The sequence below is a fragment of the Amycolatopsis sp. DG1A-15b genome (genome assembly GCF_030285645.1).
Lineage (GTDB): Bacteria > Actinomycetota > Actinomycetes > Mycobacteriales > Pseudonocardiaceae > Amycolatopsis.
In genome coordinates this window covers 10,155,416-10,171,864 of sequence record NZ_CP127296.1, presented here as the reverse complement: position 1 = coordinate 10,171,864, position 16,449 = coordinate 10,155,416, and the positions used below count along the sequence as shown (strand labels likewise).

General features: G+C 72.2%; 17 protein-coding genes. 7 read left to right on the top strand and 10 right to left on the bottom strand.

Annotated features, from left to right (window positions below):
- Positions 1 to 41: 41 nt before the first annotated feature.
- The gene (locus QRY02_RS47320; protein WP_285989204.1) at positions 42 to 1,229 is read right to left on the bottom strand and encodes a DUF6986 family protein; all 1,188 of its coding nucleotides are present in this window, start codon (positions 1,227 to 1,229) and stop codon (positions 42 to 44) included.
- Entirely contained in the window at positions 1,229 to 2,815 is a 1,587-nt protein-coding gene (gene aceB / locus QRY02_RS47315; protein ID WP_285989203.1) for a malate synthase A, read from the bottom strand. The genes QRY02_RS47320 and aceB overlap by 1 nt, the downstream gene beginning before the upstream one ends.
- A 112-nt stretch (positions 2,816 to 2,927) precedes the next feature.
- On the opposite strand from aceB, the gene QRY02_RS47310 reads away from it, so the two are divergent.
- A complete protein-coding gene (locus tag QRY02_RS47310) occupies positions 2,928 to 3,701 on the top strand; it encodes an IclR family transcriptional regulator (RefSeq protein WP_285989202.1) in 774 nt (257 codons plus the stop codon).
- 10 nt (positions 3,702 to 3,711) lie between these two features.
- Here QRY02_RS47310 and QRY02_RS47305 read toward each other — a convergent pair whose 3' ends face one another.
- Complete coding sequence (locus QRY02_RS47305; RefSeq protein ID WP_285989201.1) at positions 3,712 to 4,212, bottom strand: GNAT family N-acetyltransferase; 501 nt, start codon at positions 4,210 to 4,212, stop codon at positions 3,712 to 3,714.
- A gap of 135 nt (positions 4,213 to 4,347) precedes the next feature.
- On the opposite strand from QRY02_RS47305, the gene QRY02_RS47300 reads away from it, so the two are divergent.
- A complete protein-coding gene (locus QRY02_RS47300; protein ID WP_285989200.1) occupies positions 4,348 to 4,818 on the top strand; it encodes a hypothetical protein in 471 nt (156 codons plus the stop codon).
- A 74-nt stretch (positions 4,819 to 4,892) separates the two neighbouring features.
- Complete coding sequence (locus QRY02_RS47295; protein ID WP_285989199.1) at positions 4,893 to 5,702, top strand: hypothetical protein; 810 nt, start codon at positions 4,893 to 4,895, stop codon at positions 5,700 to 5,702.
- On the opposite strand, the gene ftsY is transcribed toward QRY02_RS47295, so the two are convergent.
- Positions 5,699 to 6,988 (bottom strand): signal recognition particle-docking protein FtsY, encoded by a 1,290-nt coding sequence (gene ftsY, locus QRY02_RS47290; protein WP_285989198.1) that lies wholly within the window; start codon positions 6,986 to 6,988, stop codon positions 5,699 to 5,701. The two genes, QRY02_RS47295 and ftsY, sit on opposite strands and share 4 nt — an antisense overlap.
- Positions 6,989 to 7,126: 138 nt before the next feature.
- Here ftsY and QRY02_RS47285 point away from each other — a divergent pair, with 138 nt between their 5' ends.
- The 4 genes from QRY02_RS47285 (at position 7,127) to QRY02_RS47270 (ending at position 10,784) form a co-directional block, all read left to right on the top strand.
- Positions 7,127 to 8,335 carry an anhydro-N-acetylmuramic acid kinase gene (locus QRY02_RS47285; protein WP_285989197.1) on the top strand — a complete coding sequence of 403 codons (1,209 nt, stop codon included), beginning with the start codon at positions 7,127 to 7,129 and terminating at the stop codon, positions 8,333 to 8,335.
- Positions 8,336 to 8,350: 15 nt separating this feature from the next.
- Positions 8,351 to 9,916, top strand: a complete 1,566-nt coding sequence (locus QRY02_RS47280; protein ID WP_285989196.1) for a sodium:solute symporter — start codon at positions 8,351 to 8,353, stop codon at positions 9,914 to 9,916.
- Between the two features lie 86 nt (positions 9,917 to 10,002).
- Positions 10,003 to 10,503, top strand: a complete 501-nt coding sequence (locus tag QRY02_RS47275) for a DUF3455 domain-containing protein (RefSeq protein ID WP_285989195.1) — start codon at positions 10,003 to 10,005, stop codon at positions 10,501 to 10,503.
- Between the two features lie 56 nt (positions 10,504 to 10,559).
- Complete coding sequence (locus QRY02_RS47270; RefSeq protein ID WP_285989194.1) at positions 10,560 to 10,784, top strand: hypothetical protein; 225 nt, start codon at positions 10,560 to 10,562, stop codon at positions 10,782 to 10,784.
- Positions 10,785 to 10,787: 3 nt separating this feature from the next.
- Here the strand turns inward: QRY02_RS47270 and smc are convergent, their stop codons facing one another.
- The 6 genes from smc to QRY02_RS47240 all read right to left on the bottom strand — a co-directional run bounded on the left by smc (position 10,788) and on the right by QRY02_RS47240 (position 16,445).
- Positions 10,788 to 14,390, bottom strand: a complete 3,603-nt coding sequence (gene smc, locus QRY02_RS47265) for a chromosome segregation protein SMC (RefSeq protein ID WP_285989193.1) — start codon at positions 14,388 to 14,390, stop codon at positions 10,788 to 10,790.
- A gap of 168 nt (positions 14,391 to 14,558) precedes the next feature.
- The gene (locus tag QRY02_RS47260) at positions 14,559 to 14,846 is read right to left on the bottom strand and encodes an acylphosphatase (protein WP_285989192.1); all 288 of its coding nucleotides are present in this window, start codon (positions 14,844 to 14,846) and stop codon (positions 14,559 to 14,561) included.
- 181 nt (positions 14,847 to 15,027) lie between these two features.
- Positions 15,028 to 15,642: a hypothetical protein gene (locus tag QRY02_RS47255; protein ID WP_285989191.1), complete on the bottom strand. Its 615-nt coding sequence runs from the start codon at positions 15,640 to 15,642 to the stop codon at positions 15,028 to 15,030.
- 88 nt (positions 15,643 to 15,730) lie between these two features.
- Positions 15,731 to 15,904 carry a hypothetical protein gene (locus QRY02_RS47250; protein WP_285989190.1) on the bottom strand — a complete coding sequence of 58 codons (174 nt, stop codon included), beginning with the start codon at positions 15,902 to 15,904 and terminating at the stop codon, positions 15,731 to 15,733.
- Between the two features lie 41 nt (positions 15,905 to 15,945).
- The gene (locus QRY02_RS47245) at positions 15,946 to 16,170 is read right to left on the bottom strand and encodes a hypothetical protein (protein WP_285989189.1); all 225 of its coding nucleotides are present in this window, start codon (positions 16,168 to 16,170) and stop codon (positions 15,946 to 15,948) included.
- A gap of 59 nt (positions 16,171 to 16,229) precedes the next feature.
- Positions 16,230 to 16,445, bottom strand: a complete 216-nt coding sequence (locus QRY02_RS47240) for a hypothetical protein (RefSeq protein WP_285989188.1) — start codon at positions 16,443 to 16,445, stop codon at positions 16,230 to 16,232.
- Positions 16,446 to 16,449 lie beyond the last annotated feature (4 nt).

Here is a 16,449-nt window from a genome sequence, read left to right as displayed (position 1 = left end):
TTGAGTGGGCGCTCCTCCTCGAGCGTCCGCTCTGCCACTGCTCACGCGAGCCGCTGTGCGTACTTCTCCAGCTCGGGACGTCCGAACGGCACCTCGCCTTCGTCGAGCGCGCCGCAGTCCAGCCCGCGCAGCAGGTACACCGCCAGCGCCTGTGCCGTCGCCGGTTCGTCCAGCACTCCCCCGGCCTGCTTGTCCGCGTACGCGCGCAACCGCTCCACCGCCTCCGCGAACCCCGCACGGTAGAACGTGTACGTCGCCGCGAAACGGGTCGGCAACTGGTGGGGGTGCAGGTCCCAGCCCTGGTAGAAGCCGCGTTCCAGGGACCTCCGCACCAGGCGCAGGTGTTCGGCCCACGCCGTGGGCAGCGCGTCGCCGATCGGGAGCTTGTTCGTCGAGCCGTCCGAGAGGCGGGCGCCGGTTCCCGCCGCCGAAACCTGCATCAGGCCCTTCGCCAGGTCCGCCGCCGGGTGCTCCATGCTCTGGTACGCGGCCGCGATGCCGAGGCCGGCGCTGTAGTCGTAGGTTCCGTAGTGGAGGCCCGTGCACCGGCCTTCGGCGGCGTGCACGATCCGCGCCACCGACAGCGTCCCGTCCAGGTCCACAATGGACTGCGACGTTTCGATCTGGACCTCGAAGCGCAGCGCCCCCGCACCGAGCCCGTAGGCGGATTCCAAGCGCGCCAGCACGTCCGCGGCCACCGAGACCTGTTCGACCGCCGTCACCTTCGGCAGCGTGACGACGAACCCGGGCGGCAGCGGCCCGTGGTCGAGCAGGCCCGTGAGGAACAGGTCCAGGGTGCGGATGCCGCGCCGGCGCGTCGCCGCTTCGAAGCTCTTGAAGCGGATTCCGCAGAACGGCGTGCCGCCGGTCGTCGCCAGGGTCTGCCCGGCCGCCAGGGCGGCGGCGTCCTCGACGTCGTCCGGCACGCGGCCGTAGCCGTCCTCGAAGTCGATCCGCAGGTCCTCGATCGGCTCGGTCAGCAGCTTCGCGCGGACGCGTTCGTAGACGTCCGCGTCGGCGCCGAGGAGGTCGCCGTGCTCGATGAAGACCCGCATCGCCTGCTTGCCCCAGTCGGCCACCAGGCGCGTCTTGTACTGCGAAGCCGGGACGTACACGGTGTGCACGGGCTGCCGTCCCGGCCGCTCCCCCGGGTACGACGCCGCGACGCGCGCGTCGGCCGCAGCCAGGCGCGCGTCGGCGGCGTCGTAGACGTCCTCGGGCAGCCGCACTACTTGATCCGCTCGTACGCGGGCAGCGTCAGGAAGTCCGGGAACTCCTCGGCCAGCGCGACCTGCTCGAACAGCTCCACCGCGGGCTCCAGCAGCTCCGGCTTGAGCTCGCCGGCCAGCTCGCCGCGGACGTCGGCCAGCACGCCGCGCACCAGCTCCGCCGTGACGGTGTCGCCACTGTCCAAAGTGGTCCCGTTCTTGACCCACTGCCAGATCTGCGAGCGGGAGATCTCGGCGGTGGCGGCGTCCTCCATCAGGTTGTGGATGGCCGCCGCGCCGTTGCCGCCCAGCCAGGAGGCGATGTAGCGGACGCCGACGTCGACCGCGGCGCGCAGGCCGGCGGCCGTCGCACCGCCCGGCGTCGAGGCGACGTCGAGCAGCTGGTCGGCGGTGGCAGAGAGATCCCAGTCCTCGTCGCGCCTGCGCCCGAGCTGGTTCGGCTTGTCGCCGAGAACCTTGTCGAACTCCTCCTTGCAGAGCTCGACCATGCCCGGGTGCGCGACCCAGGAGCCGTCGAAGCCGTCACCGGCCTCGCGGGACTTGTCCGCGTGGACCTTCTCGAAGGCCCCCTTGTTGGTTTCGGGGTCCTTGCTCGGGATGAACGCGGCCATGCCGCCGATCGCGAAGGCGCCGCGCTTGTGGCAGGTGCGCACCAGCAGCTCGGTGTAGGCGCGCATGAACGGCGCGGTCATCGTGACGGAGTTGCGGTCCGGCAGCACGAACTTCTCGCCCGCGTCGCGGAAGTACTTGATCACGCTGAACAGGTAGTCCCAGCGGCCGGCGTTGAGGCCCGAGGCGTGCTCGCGCAGCTCGTAGAGGATCTCCTCCATCTCGAACGCGGCCGGGATGGTCTCGATCAGCACGGTGGCGCGGACGGTGCCGTGCTCGATGCCGAGGGTCTTCTCGGCGTGGGTGAAGACGTCGTTCCAGAGCCGCGCTTCGAGGTGGCTCTCCATCTTCGGCAGGTAGTAGTACGGGCCTTTGCCGCGCTTCAGCAGCTCGGCCGCGTTGTGGAAGAAGTGCAGGCCGAAGTCGACGAGCGCGCCGACGCCCTCGCGGCCGCCGAAGGTGAGGTGGCTCTCGGGCAGGTGCCAGCCGCGCGGGCGGACCACGATCGTCGCGTGCTCGACGTCGTCCTTGAGCGCGTAGCTCTTGCCACCGCTCTCGAGCGTGATGGTCTCGCGGATGGCGTCGTAGAGGTTGACTTGGCCGGACACGACGTTCTGCCAGTGCGGGGTGTTGGCGTCCTCGAGGTCGGCCAGCCACACCTTGGCGCCGGAGTTGAGCGCGTTGATGGTCATCTTGCGGTCGGTCGGCCCGGTGATCTCGACGCGGCGGTCCCGCAGCGCGGGCGGCGCGCCGGCGACCTGCCAGTCGCCTTCGCGGATCTCCTTGGTCTCCGGCAGGAAGTCGAGCCGGCCGGTGGTCCGGGCCTCTTCGCGGCGCTTGCCGCGCGCCTTGAGCAGCTCGTCGCGGCGGCCCGCGAAGGCGTCGTGGAGGCCGGCGAGGAAGGCGAGCGCCTCCGGCGTGAGGATCTCGTCGCCGCGCTCGACCGGGTCGCCCAGCACCTGGACTTCAGAAGACATGGGGAAACACCTCGAGGGTTCGGATCTTTGGATAACGGCCCTACGGTTTTCTACCAGCCGGACTATAGTTTCTGCATAGCGGAAGCTCAACGCCGACGTAAGGAGGGCCACCGTGCCGGCGGAGAAGAACGGTCGCGACGGCGGCGTCCAATCCCTGCAGCGTGCCTTCGAGCTGCTGGAACACCTCGCGGACACCGGCGGCGAGGCCAGCCTGTCGGAGCTGGCGACGCTGTCCGGGCTGCCGATGCCGACGATCCACCGGCTGATCCGCACCCTGGTCGACCTGGGGTACGTCCGCCAGAACACGAACCGCCGCTACGCGCTGGGCGCGCGGCTGATCCGGCTGGGCGAGAACGCGAGCATGCAGTTCGGCGCGTGGGCGCGTCCCCTGCTGGCGGAGCTGGTGGAGGAGGTCGGCGAGACGGCGAACCTGGCCGTCCTGGAGCGCGACGAAGTCGTGTACGTGGCACAGGTGCCGTCGAAGCATTCGATGCGCATGTTCACCGAGGTCGGGCGGCGGTTGCTGCCGCACGGGACCGGGGTGGGCAAGGCGATGCTGGCGCACCTGCCCGCTTCCGAAGTGCGTTCGTTGCTGGACCGGACCGGGATGCCCGCGTACACGGAGCACACGTTCACCGACCCGGACGCGCTGGCGGTGGAGCTGTCGCGGATCGCTTCGCAGGGGTACGCGCTCGACGAGGCGGAGCAGGAACTCGGGGTCCGGTGTGTCGCGGTGGCGGTGCCGGGGGCGCCGGTCCCGGCGGCGGTGTCGGTGTCCGGGCCGTCCGGGCGGCTGACCGCCGAGGCGGTGGCGCACATCGCCCCGGCGGTGCAGCGGGTGGCGGACGCCCTGGGAGCGAGCCTTTCCCAGGCGGTCACGGTCTGACGCGGACCGCTCAGTTCAGCTCGCCCGCCAGCAGGTCCATCAGCACCCCGTCGTGCCAGGTGCCGTCCGGGCCGCGCTCGTACTGACGCAGCACCCCGACCGGACGGAACCCCACCTTCGCGTACACCCGGATCGCCGCCTCGTTCGACGCCGCCGGGTCGATCGTCAGCCGATGGTGTCCCTGCGCGAACAGGTGCCCGGCCAGGGCCCGGATCGCGTCCGTGCCGACGCCGCGGCCGTGGAAGGCCGGGTGCACCGAGATGTCGATGCCCGCGTGGCGGTACTGCGGGTCCGGTTCCTCGCAGCTCTGGATCAGGCCGACGACTTCACCGTCGAGCTCGATGGCGTAGACGGTGTCGCCCTCTTCGACCTCGTACAGGCCTTCGACCTCGCGATCGGGGTCGCCCCACCAGCGGGCGACCTCCGGGGTGGCCAGGATTTCGCGCAGCCGGGCGCGATCCGCTGGGCCGATCGGGCGCAGCCGCACCCGGTCGCCGTGAATGGCGGTCATGATGGGTCCTCTCTCGTAGCGAACGACGGCTCCAGGGCGTCTTTCACGAGGAGGGGCACGCGGGCGTCAACCGGGCATGCCCGGATTCTGCGCCGGCGCGCCGCCGCCGTCATCCGAATATCGCCGGAGGAGCGCATGGACCCGCACACCGGCGCCTTGGCCTGGCTCGCGCAGGGCGCCGCTTCCAACCTGCTGGACCGGCTCGTCGACCGGGCGCTCGACGGGCCCACCGCGCCACCCACCTGGCCACGCCCGGCCAAGACCCCGGCGGGGACGGTCGAGATCAGCGTCCGGCACCACCTCGCCGCGAAGGCCCGGACGCCGGTGATCCTCACCCTCCAGGAGGACGGCAGCCGGACGGGCACGGCGTTCCCGGTGGTCCTGGGCCACACGGCCCGCATCGCCCTCCCGGGCGGCCACTACTTCGGGGCGGCGATGGTGGTCGACCCGGCCCGCCGCACGCTGCAGGGCATCGGCTGGTGCCGCCTGACGGTCACGGCCCGGCGGACGTCTCCGTGCCTGATCCCGGCCAACCGCCCGTCCGCGCCGGTGATCCTGCAGCTGGGGCTGCGGAAGGCCGACGGGACGCCGTTGTTCCGGCTTTGACCGCGTTTCCGGTATCAATCCGCGTCGCTCGAGCGTCTGTCAAAGCAGCACGCGCCTGCGGAGGGAGACGCGAAGTGCCCGAACCGATCACCATGTCGCTCATCTGGCTGGGGCAGGCCGCGGGCGCCGCCATCGTCGGACGGCTCGCCGAACGAGGAATGGACCGGCTGCTCGACGGGCCGCGGCAGGTCGTCGTACCACCGCTCCCGCCGAGGGCCGAGCCGCGGCGGCACCGGCTCGGCGACGTCACCAGCGACCTCGACATCACGGTCCGGCACACTCCCGCCGGGCGGCGGCCGGTGCTGCTGGCGTTCCAGACCGCGCCGCGCGAAGGCGAGCGGACAGCGGGCGTGACCGTGCCGATGGTGCTCGGCGAGACCGCACACCTGACCCTGCCCCGCGACGACTACCTGATCAGTGCCCTCGTCCTCGACCCGCCCGCCGAACTCGGAGGCAAGCCGGTGCTGCACGGCATCGGCTGGGTACGCCACTGGGTGGCGAGCAGCGGCACCGACCGGCTCACCATCGCGACCGAGGTACCGAGGAAGAAACTCCTCCGGAAGCTCGGGCTGCAGGCTCCGGACGGCACCAGCCCGTTCGAACTGCCCCCGCCGAGCGCCGCCGCCCCGGGGCAGCTCCCGGCCGCACCGGCCCCGCTGCCCGGCGCCCAGCTCATGCCGCGCGCCATCCCGAAGCGGTTCACGCCCATCGGGACGGCAGGTCTGCAGCGGCAGTGCCGGGCCGCCAATCTCTCCCGCTTCGGGCCGCGTTGCACTTCCCTCGCCGTCGCGTTGGGCGGAAACGGGCTCTGCGTGACCCACTCCCTCGCCCTGACGCGAGGCCGCCCCGTGTACGAATGGTCGACCCGGCAGCCGATCACTTAGCCCAGCAGGGCGTCCACGAACGCGCCCGGCTCGAACGGCGCGAGGTCGTCCGGGCCCTCGCCGAGACCGACGAGCTTCACCGGGACGCCCAGCTCCTTCTGGACCTGGAACACGATGCCGCCCTTCGCCGTGCCGTCCAGCTTCGTCAGCACGATGCCCGTCACGTCGATGACCTCGGCGAACACCCGGGCCTGCATGAGCCCGTTCTGGCCCGTGGTCGCGTCCAGCACCAGCAGCACCTCGTCGACCTTGGCCTGCTTCTCCACGACGCGCTTGACCTTGCCCAGCTCGTCCATCAGGCCCGTCTTCGTGTGCAGCCGGCCCGCCGTGTCGACCAGGACCGCGTCCACCCCCGTGTCCACGCCGCGCTTGACCGCGTCGAACGCCACCGCCGCCGGGTCCGCGCCCTCCTTGCCGCGGACGACCTCCGCGCCCACGCGCTCGGCCCACGTCTGCAGCTGGTCGGCCGCCGCCGCGCGGAACGTGTCCGCCGCGCCCAGCAGCACCGTGCCGCCCTGCGCCACCAGGACGCGGGCGAGCTTGCCCGTGGTCGTCGTCTTGCCCGTGCCGTTGACCCCCGCCACCAGCACCACCGCGGGCTGCTTCTTGCCGTCGACGGTGTGCGGCAGCGCCCGCACCGCGCGGTGGCCGTCGGTGGACAGCTGCGCCGTCAGCACCTCGTGCAGCACCTCGCGCGCCTCGGCCGAAGACCGCACCGCACGCCGGGAAAGCTCGTCGCGCAGGCGCTCGACGATCTGGTTCGTGGTGGCCGCGCCGAGGTCGGCCATCAGCAGCGTGTCCTCGACGTCCTGCCAGGAGTCCTCGTCGAGGTCGCCGGCGCCGAGCAGGCCGAGCAGGCTCGTCCCGAACATCGAGCGCGACTTCGTCAGGCGGCCGCGCAGCCGCTCCATGCGGCCCGCCGCCGGTTCGATCTCCTCGACGACCGGGGCCGGTTCGACGACCTCGGCGTCCGGCAGCTTGACGTCGCGGACCGTGCGCTGCGCCGAGTCGCGCGGCACCGCCGCGTCGTCGCCCACCGCGGGCTGGCCGTCGACCTCGGGCCGGTCCTCGACCGGATGCCCGGCTTCGGGAGCCTCGGCCGTGCCGCCGGGCGCGAGCGCGATGCCCCCGCTGGCCGCGTACGAACCGCCCTTCGGTTTCGCCTCGACCTCGCGCTGGGCGTCCAGGCTGATCCGCCGCCTGCGTGCGATCAGCAGGCCGGTCACCAGCAGGGCGACCAGGACGACGACGGCGACGACTACGAACAGGAACCAGGTGCTCGACACGGGCCCATCCTTTCATCCGCGCTCCCCCGCGCCGGACACCCGTCCACACAGGCAATTCGTCACCACCTCGGTCCCGATTGGGCCAAGACTTCACCAAGTGGGTTGCGTCACACGGGAGGCTCCACTAAACCCCTCCGGATGGGGATGAGAGCGAGCCACCGCTTCCGGGTGATCGGCCTGATTTCGGGCACGTCGCTCGACGGGATCGACGTGGCCGCCGCCGACCTGCACGCCGAGGACGGCACCGTCGTGCTGACGCCGCTGGGCGAGCTCGACGTCCCCTACCCCGAGCCGCTGCGTGACGGCCTGCTCGCCGCGCTCCCGCCGAACCCGTGCACCGCCGGCGAGCTGACACGGCTGGACACCGGCGTCGGCCAGGCGTTCGCCGACGCGGCCCGGCGCGGGGCCGCGGAGCTCGCCGGCGGCCGCGCGGACCTGGTCGCGTCGCTGGGCCAGACGGTGTTCCACTGGGTCTCCGGCGGCCACGTCCGCGGCACCCTCCAGCTCGGCCAGCCCGCCTGGATCGCCGAAGGCACCGGGCTGCCGGTGTGCGCCGACCTGCGGGCGCGCGACGTCGCCGCGGGCGGTCACGGCGCACCCCTGGCGAGCACGCTCGACCGGCTGTGGCTGGGCGGCCTCGCCGAGGACACCGGACGGCCGGTCGCCGCGCTGAACCTCGGCGGCATCGCGAACATCACCGTCGTCGCCGAGGGCGAGCCGGTGATCGCCTACGACACCGGGCCCGCCAACGCCCTGCTCGACCTCGCGGCCCACCGCGTCGCCGGGCAGCGCAGCGACGTCGACGGCCGGCTCGCCCTCGGCGGGTCGGTGCGCTCCGACCTGCTCCTCCGGCTGCTCGCCGACCCGTACTTCGCCGCCGCGCCGCCGAAGTCCACCGGCAAGGAGCACTTCAACGCCGAGTACCTCGACACGGCCGCGGCCGGTCTGGACCCGGTCGGTCCCGGCGACCTGCTCGCGACGCTGACCGAGCTGACCGCCGTCACCGTGGCCGATCAGTGCCGCCGCCACGGCGTCACGACCGTCATCGCCTCCGGCGGCGGCGTCGCGAACCCGGCCCTGATGACCGCGCTCGCCCGCAACCTCCCCTCGGCGGTGCTCAAGACCAGTGACGACCTCGGCCTGCCCGGTGCGGGCAAAGAGGCGTACCTCACGGCGTTGCTGGGCTGGCTCACCTGGTGCGGCGTGCCCGGTACGGTGCCGTCGGCGACCGGCGCCCGCGGGCCGCGCGTGCTCGGCGCGCTGGTCCCGGGCCGCGGTCCACTGATCCTTCCCGCCCCGCTGGGGGGCGCCGTGACGCGGTTGCGAGTCGCGGAGAAGACCGGATGAGGGTAGGAGAGATCCATGCGCGGTGTTGACCTCGCCATCATCGTGATCTACCTGGCGGCGATGCCACTGATCGGCGTGCTCGTCGGCCGGAAGCAACGGTCGGCGGCCGACTACTTCGTCGGCGAACGCAGTCTGCCGTGGGGTGCGGTGATGTTGTCCGTGGTGGCCACGGAGACCTCGACGCTGACCGTGATCAGCACGCCCGGGCTGGTCTTCGGCAACGCCTTCCTGTTCCTGCAGCTGGCCTTCGGCTACATCATCGGCCGGACGATCGCCGCGTTCGTGCTGCTGCCGCGGTACTTCCGGGGCAACCTCGTCAGCGCGTACGCGTTCCTCGGGAAGCGCTTCGGTTCCGGGCTGCAGGGCACCGCTTCGGTGACGTTCGTGATCACCCGGCTGCTCGCCGAAGGCGTGCGCCTGTTCGCCGGCGCGATCCCGATCAAGGTGATCCTGGCGCACTACGGCATCCACCTGGACTACTGGGTGATCGTCGTCATCCTCACCGCGCTGACGCTGGTCTACGCCTACATCGGCGGGATCAAGGCGGTCGTCTGGGTCGACGTCATCCAGCTGTCGCTGTACCTGGGCGGCGCCGCGGTGGCCGCGATCGTGCTGCTGAACAAGCTGCCGGCCGACTGGGTCTCCCAGGCGTCCGCGGACGGCAAGTTCGTGCTCGTCGACTTCACGAAGAACCTGCTGACCAGTCCGTACGCCTTCGTGACGGCGGTGCTCGGCGGCGCGGCGCTGTCGATGGCGTCGCACGGCGCCGACCAGCTGATCGCGCAGCGGCTGCTGGCCACGCGCAGCCTGCGCGACGGCCAGAAGGCGCTCATCGGCAGCGGCATCATCGTCACCATCCAGTTCGCACTGTTCCTGCTGGTCGGCGCGATGCTGTGGGTGTTCAACGGCCGGAAGTCCGTCGCCCAGCTGGGGCTGCAGAGCCCGGACGACGTGTTCTCGCGGTTCATCATCGACGACCTGCCGGCCGGTGTGTCGGGCCTGCTCATCGCCGGGGTGCTCGCCTCGACCATGGGTGCGCTGGCCTCGGCGCTCAACGCGCTGTCGACGTCCACCGTGGCCGACCTCTACCAGCGGTTCACCAAGCGCTCGCCGGAGGACTCGAAGCTGCTGCGGCACGGTCGCATGTGGACGCTGATCTGGGCCGTCGTGTTCGCCGTCTTCGCTTCGCTGTTCTCGACCACGAAGAACTCGGTGATCGAGCTCGGCCTGGCCATCACCGGGTACACCTACGGCGCGCTGCTGGGGTCGTTCCTGCTGGGCCTGCTGATCAAGAAGGCCCGGCAGGTGGACGCGATCGTCGCGTTCGTCGTCACGGTCGTGGTGATGGCGTTCGTCATCCTCGGGGTGAAGTTCAGCGCGAAGACCGGCGGCCTGATCGGCGTCGACTTCAGCAAGGCGGCCGGGGACAAGGTGGCGCTGGCCTACCCGTGGTACACGCTGATGGGCGTGGTCATCACGCTGGTCGTCGGCGGGCTGCTGTCCCTGCGGCACCGCACGCCGGACCCGAAGGCGGCGGAGGCGGAAGCCGCGGGCGAGACGGCGGAGGTGCGCGCCGCCTGATCCTTCTGAACCGTTTCCGGCGCGCTCCCGTGTCGATGGGCGGGAGCCCGCCGAGAAGCGGCGGGAGGATTTCGAAGGTGGATTCCATGAAGCGGATGACGGTGGCGCTCGCGATCGGCGCCCTCCTGGTCGGCGGCGCGGCGACGGCTTCGGCCACCCCGGCGGCCTCGAAGGTGCCGGACGCGATCAAGGTCCCGGCGGGCAACCGGGCACTGGCGAGCTACCCGGCCGAGGGCGTCCAGATCTACGGCTGCACGAACGGCGCGTGGGCGCTGATCCAGCCCGCGGCGGTGCTGTCGCGGCACGGGAAACCGGTGGCGCTGCACAGCAAGGGCCCGGTGTGGACGTCCATCTTGGACGGCAGCACGGTCGGTGCGGCGGCCGCGGCGAACGCCCCGCGAGAAGGCGCGATCCCGGAGCTGCTGCTCAAGGCGAACCTCAACACCGGCGACGGCGTCTTCAGCAAGGTGACCTACATCCAGCGGCTGAACACCCGCGGCGGCGTGGCCCCGGCGGGGACCTGCACGGACGGCGCGCAGACCGCGGTCCGGTACTCCGCGGACTACGCGTTCTGGGTCGCCGGATAAGTGGATGTGACCGCCCCCCCGCTCCCGTAACCTGGGAGCGGGAGAGGGGGTCTCACATGGAGTTCTTCATCGGGATCGGCGTGGTCCTCGCGGTGCTGCTCGTCGTCGGCCTGATCATGGACCGGCTCGACCGCAAGCGCGGGGTCAAGCACGGCATGCTCCGGCCACGCGGGCGGCGCCCGAACATAGGCGACGCCGGCAGCGTCGGCAACGACCTGAGCACGTACGAGCCGCGCGTGCGGGGCGAAGACCGCCGCGTGCCGCGCGAAGACGAGATGTGACGGTCAGCCGACCGCGACCGGCTCGTCGTCGGCCGTGCGCAGGCGCTGCGAGATCACCTTGGTGATGCCGTCGCCCTGCATGCTCACGCCGTAGAGGGCGTCGGCGATCTCCATCGTCGGCTTCTGGTGGGTGATGATGATCAGCTGCGACGAGTCGCGCAGCTGCTCCAGCAGGCCGATCAGCCGGCGCATGTTGGTGTCGTCGAGCGCCGCCTCGACCTCGTCCATGACGTAGAACGGTGACGGGCGGGCGCGGAAGATCGCGACCAGCATGCCCACCGCGACCAGCGACTTCTCGCCACCCGACAGCAGCGACAGCCGCTTGACCTTCTTGCCCGGCGGGCGCGCTTCGACGTCGACGCCGGTGGCCAGCAGGTCGTCCGGCTCGGTGAGGACCATCCGGCCCTCGCCGCCCGGGAAGAGCACGCTGAACACCGTCTCGAACTCGCGGGCCACGTCCGCGTAGGCGCCGGCGAAGACCTCGAGGATCTTCTCGTCGACCTGCTTGATGACGGCTTCGAGATCCTTGCGGGTGTCCTTGAGGTCTTCCAGCTGCGTCGAGAGGAACTTGTACCGCTCCTCCAGCGCCGCGAACTCCTCCAGCGCGAGGGGGTTCACCTTGCCCAGCAGGGACAGGTCCTTTTCGGCGCGCTTGGCGCGGCGGGCCTGGGTGTCGCGGTCGTACGGCATCGGCGGCGGCGGGGTGACGTCCTCGCCGCGGTCCTTGGCCGCCTCGTACTCGGCCATCTCGCCGGCGCTGGGCGGCACCGGGACGTCCGGGCCGTACTCGCGGACGAGGTCCTCGAGGCCCATGCCGAAGTCCTCGGCGATCTTGGCTTCCAGGGTCTCCAGCCGCAGCCGCTGCTCGGCGCGCAGCACCTCGTCGCGGTGCACGGCGTCGGTCAGCTTCTCCAGCTCGCCGGTGAGCTCGCGGACCTTGGCGCGGACGCCGGTCAGCGCCTGCTCGCGGCTCTGGCGGCGGGCCTGGACCTGGTCGCGTTCGGTGGCGGCGCGCTGGACCGAGTGCTCGATGCGTTCCAGCGCGAGCTCGCCGGCGTTGACGACGGCGTTGGCGATCCCGGCGCCGCGCTTGCGGGCCGCGGCGGCGCGCTCGGCGCGCTCGCGGGCCTGCTGCTCGGCGTGCGCGGCCCGGCGGAGGCCTTCGGCCTTGCCCGCGATGCTGCGGGCGCGCTCTTCGGAGGTGCGCTGCGCGAGCCGCGCTTCCATCTCCTCCTGCCGCACGACGGCCAGCTCTTCGACGGCGGCGTCGCGTTCGGCGGTGTCCGGGTCGTCTTCGACGGGCTGCTCGGCGACGGCGGCGAGCCGCTCCTCCAGCTCGGCGAGCTGGGCGAGGGCCTGGACGCGGCTCTGCTCGACCTTCGCGCGCTGCCCGGACAGCCGCTCGACCTCGGCCTGCGCCTGCCGGGCGGCCTGCTGCATCCGGTTGAGCCGCTCGGACGACCGCGCTTTGCGGACCTTGGCCTCGCCGAGGGCGTCCTTGGCCTGGGAAACCTCTTCACGACGCGCCTGCTGCTCGGCGCGAGCGCCTTCCAGCTCGGCCGCGTACCGCTCCAGCGAGCGTTCGGCCAGGCGCAGCCGCTCCCCCGCCTCGTCGACGGCGGCCTGGACCTCGATCACGCTCTCGCGCTTGCCGGAGCCGCCGATCGCCCAGCGGGCGCCGAAGACGTCGCCCTCGGCGGTGACCGCCCGGACGTCCGGGTGCACCGCCACCAGGTGGCGGGCGGCGTCCAGGTCACGGACCAGGGCCAGCTTGTCGAGCGCCTGCTCGACCGCGGGCCGCAGCTGCGCGGGCGCCGCGACGACCTCGCGGGCCCAGCGCGCGCCCTCCGGCAGCGACGGCCACGCAGCGCTGTCCACAGTGGATTCGGGGCCGCCGAGCAGGATGCCCGCCCGGCCGGAATCGGTGTCCTTCAAGTACTTCAGCGCGCGCAGCGCGTCTTCGCCGCCGGTCACGGCGACGGCGTCGGCCACCGGGCCGAGGGCCGCGGCCAGCGCGACCTCATACCCCGGCTCGACGGTGAGCAACGCGGCGACCGAGCCGAGCAGGCCCGGCAGTTCGTGGGACGCGCCGAGCAGCGCGCCCGCGCCGTCCTTGCGCTTGAGCCCCATGGACAACGCCTCGACGCGCGCCTTCTCCGACGCGATCTCGCGCTCGGCCGCGCGCTCGGCCTTGACCAGCTCTTCGACGCGCGCCTTGGCCGCGTTGTTGGCTTCGACCGCGCGGTCGTGGCGATCCATCAGCCCGGCGTCGTCGGACTCCTCGACGCCACCCTCGGTCTTCGCCATTTCGAGCTCTTCGACGGCGATCTCGGCGCGCTCGGCGGCCTCTTCGAGGGAGACGCTGAGGCGGTCGATCTCGTCGGAGGTGGCGCCGTTCTTGCTGCGCAGCGCCTCGACCTGGCCGGTGAGCTTGGCCATGCCTTCGCGGCGGTCGGCGATGGCGCGGACGGCGGCCCAGTGCGCGCGCTCGGCGGCCTGGACGCGCTGCTCGAGGTCTTCGCGGCGCAACACCGTCTGGGCGAGCAGCTCGCGGGCCTCCATGACGGCCTCGTTGAGCTCCTCTTCCTGCTCGGCGACGCGCTCGGCCTCTTCGAGGAGCTCTTCGGGGTCGCGGCCGCCGGTCGACGTCGAGACGTCGGCCGACAGGTGCCGCTGGCGCTCGATCGCGAGCCGGACGGTGCCGCGGAGGCGCTCGGCCAGCGCGGACAGCTTGTACCAGGTCTCCTGGGCGGTCTGCAGCAGCGGCGCGTCCTCGGCGAGCGAGGCTTCCAGCTCGGCTTCTTCGGCCGAAACGATCTCGAGGTGCTGCTCGACCTCGGCGCGGCGCTGGCGGGCGGTCTTCTCGTCGGCTTCTTCGCGGGCGAGGGCGTCGCGCTGGGTGACCAGGTCGTCGGCGAGCAGGCGCAGGCGGGAGTCGCGCAGCTCGGACTGGACCGACTGGGCCTTGCGGGCGATCTCGGCCTGCTTGCCCAGCGGCTTGAGCTGGCGGCGCAGCTCGGTGGTGAGGTCGCCGAGGCGGTCGAGGTTGCCCTGCATGTTGGCCAGCTTGCGCAGGGTCTGTTCCTTGCGCTTGCGGTGCTTGAGGACGCCGGCGGCCTCTTCGATGAAGGCGCGGCGCTCTTCGGGCTTGGACTCGAGGATCGCCGACAGCTGGCCCTGCCCGACGATGACGTGCATCTCGCGGCCGATGCCGGAGTCCGACAGCAGTTCCTGGACGTCCATCAGGCGACAGCGGTCGCCGTTGATCTCGTACTCGCTCGCGCCGTCGCGGAACATCCGGCGGGTGATCGAGACCTCGGAGTACTCGATGGGGAGCGCGCCGTCGGCGTTGTCGATGGTGAGGGTGACCTCGGCGCGGCCGAGCGGGGCGCGGCCCGCGGTGCCGGCGAAGATGACGTCCTCCATCTTGCCGCCGCGCAGGTCCTTGGCGCCCTGGGTGCCCATGACCCAGCGCAGCGCGTCCAGCACGTTGGACTTGCCCGAGCCGTTCGGCCCGACCACGCAGGTGATGCCCGGTTCGAAGCGCAGCGTGGTGGCCGAGGCGAAGGACTTGAAGCCCTTGAGCGTCAGGCTTTTCAGGTGCACTGGGTGCTGACCCCTCTGGCTGCCGGTACTGGCGGTTCAATCGGCCCAGGCTACCCGGGGGGCCGGGCGGGCCGCCGGACGCGCCCCCTCCTCGGCGCGCCTAGCACACCCGCGGCAGCCTCGGCAACACCAAGAGCCACACCGCCCCCGGACGGACCAGGGCCCGCGCTACCGCTCGACGAAGCCGCCGAGTCCCCCTTTCGGGTCGGACCAGCGCTCGGCGACGTGCTCCACACTTCCGGGTGATTCTCCCGACCGTAACGCGGCCAACAGCCGCTGACAGTGGTCGCGACTACCTTCCGCTATCACCTCGACACGCCCGTCGGCCAGGTTGCTCGCGCTCCCGACCAGGCCGAGTTCCAGCGCACGGCTGCGCGTCCACCAGCGGAAACCGACGCCCTGGACCCGGCCGCGCACCCACGCCGTCAGCCGGGTGTGGGTTTCTTCCTCACTCACGCCGTTCCTCCCTTCCGGGTCAACCGACCGCGCACAGTAACGGATCAAGGCCACTACCTGGGCGAATACCCGCACGCCGGTGATAATCTCCCGCCGAGGTCGCTCCCCCGCCGTGGGCGCACTGCTCCAAGAGAACCAACGCCCCGATCCACGACCTCGCTGTGCCACCTCCCCGAATTGCCTAGGAGCCCCGTATGCCCCGCCCCGCCGGGTCGGATTCGAGCTCTCGGATCACCAGGATCGACACCGCGCCGCCCAAGAGCAGCAAACCGAACCGCACCGGGTACGTCGTGCTCGGCGTGGCCGGGCTGGTCGTCGCGACCGCGTTCGCCGCCGTGGCCGAGCTCGCCGGGCCGGTCCCCGCCACCACCGCGGGCGGCACGGGCGGCCCCGGCGGCCAGGGCACCGTCCCGGCCGGCGTGCAGACGCTGCCGGCCACGCCGTCGCCGAGCGACCCGGCGACCTCCAGCGGGGCACCGACCACGTCGAACCCGACGTCGCCGAGCGCGCCGACGACGGTCGTGTCCGTGAGCCCGGACGGCAAGACGACCACCACGGTCGTCACCCAGCCGTCGCCGCCCCCGCCGCCGCGCATCGACACCGGCGGCAACCCGCCCCCGGTCACGTCGCCGCCGTTCACGCCGCCGACGTCGGCTTCGCCGAGCTCGGAGAAGCCGCCGACCACGACGCCGACCACCCCGGCTCCCACTTCGACGCCGACCACCCCGTCCGGCGGAGGCACCAGCACCGGCGGCACGCCGAGCGAACCGCCCTCCGGCTCGACCGGAAGCCCCACGCACGCGAACTGAGAGGCGCCGAGGGGCCACCGCTCCCGGCGGCGGCCCTCAGTCCGGCACGGCGATCGAGCGGCCGGCGTCGAGGAGCTAGCCCGGTCCGTCGCGCCGGGACCGGCGGACCAGGAATCCCCCGGCCGCCCCACCCAGCATCGGGCCGAGCGTGCTCAGGCCGGAGATCCACGGGTCCGTCCGGTCCAGGAGGAAGCTGATCCCGACGCCGGCCAAGTAGGTGAGCGCCGCCACCACGAACAGACGCGTCACCAGAGCCACCCGGCTGCGCCGAGCCCGGGTTCCGGACCCGGTCATCCCCGCCGCAGGAGGTGGGCGACCAGCGCCCACAGGTAGCCCGTCAGCAGGGCACCGGCGCCGGCCGCCGCGACGCGCAGCCACGTCGCCCAGCCGGCGCCGCCCTCGAAAGCGGTGAAGAGCCAGCCGAGCGCACCGAAAGTCGCGCCCACCGCCAGCATCAGCACGATCACCGGCGGGATGCGGTCACCGCCGAGCAGCCACGTTTTCGACCCGTCCATAGCCGGGAAGTACCCCGTCCGGGCACCGGTCAGACCTCGAAGTGGCACGCCGGCCCGGCTTAACCGCGGTTCCGGCGCGCCTGGAAGTACCGGACCCAGTAGAACGCGGCCGCGAGCGCCCCGAACACCGGCCACACGAACCGGAGCGCTCCCCGCCACCCCTCCACGTCCCAGCCCAGGCTGAGGAGGATGAACGCGACCGTGCACACGCTCCACACGACCGCCAGCCAAAACGCGGTCTTCGCCGGCAACCGCCCCTTCGTTCCCCCAGTCACCTCG

Excerpts from the sequence above, each read along its gene's own strand:
- aceB (WP_285989203.1), bottom strand. The coding sequence starts at position 2,815 with ATGTCTTCTGAAGTCCAGGTGCTGGGCGACCCGGTCGAGCGCGGCGAC.
- QRY02_RS47305 (WP_285989201.1), bottom strand. The coding sequence starts at position 4,212 with ATGACCGCCATTCACGGCGACCGGGTGCGGCTGCGCCCGATCGGCCCA.
- QRY02_RS47300 (WP_285989200.1), top strand. The coding sequence starts at position 4,348 with ATGGACCCGCACACCGGCGCCTTGGCCTGGCTCGCGCAGGGCGCCGCT.
- QRY02_RS47285 (WP_285989197.1), top strand. The coding sequence starts at position 7,127 with ATGGGGATGAGAGCGAGCCACCGCTTCCGGGTGATCGGCCTGATTTCG.
- QRY02_RS47280 (WP_285989196.1), top strand. The coding sequence starts at position 8,351 with ATGCGCGGTGTTGACCTCGCCATCATCGTGATCTACCTGGCGGCGATG.
- QRY02_RS47275 (WP_285989195.1), top strand. The coding sequence starts at position 10,003 with ATGAAGCGGATGACGGTGGCGCTCGCGATCGGCGCCCTCCTGGTCGGC.
- QRY02_RS47270 (WP_285989194.1), top strand. The coding sequence starts at position 10,560 with ATGGAGTTCTTCATCGGGATCGGCGTGGTCCTCGCGGTGCTGCTCGTC.
- QRY02_RS47245 (WP_285989189.1), bottom strand. The coding sequence starts at position 16,170 with ATGGACGGGTCGAAAACGTGGCTGCTCGGCGGTGACCGCATCCCGCCG.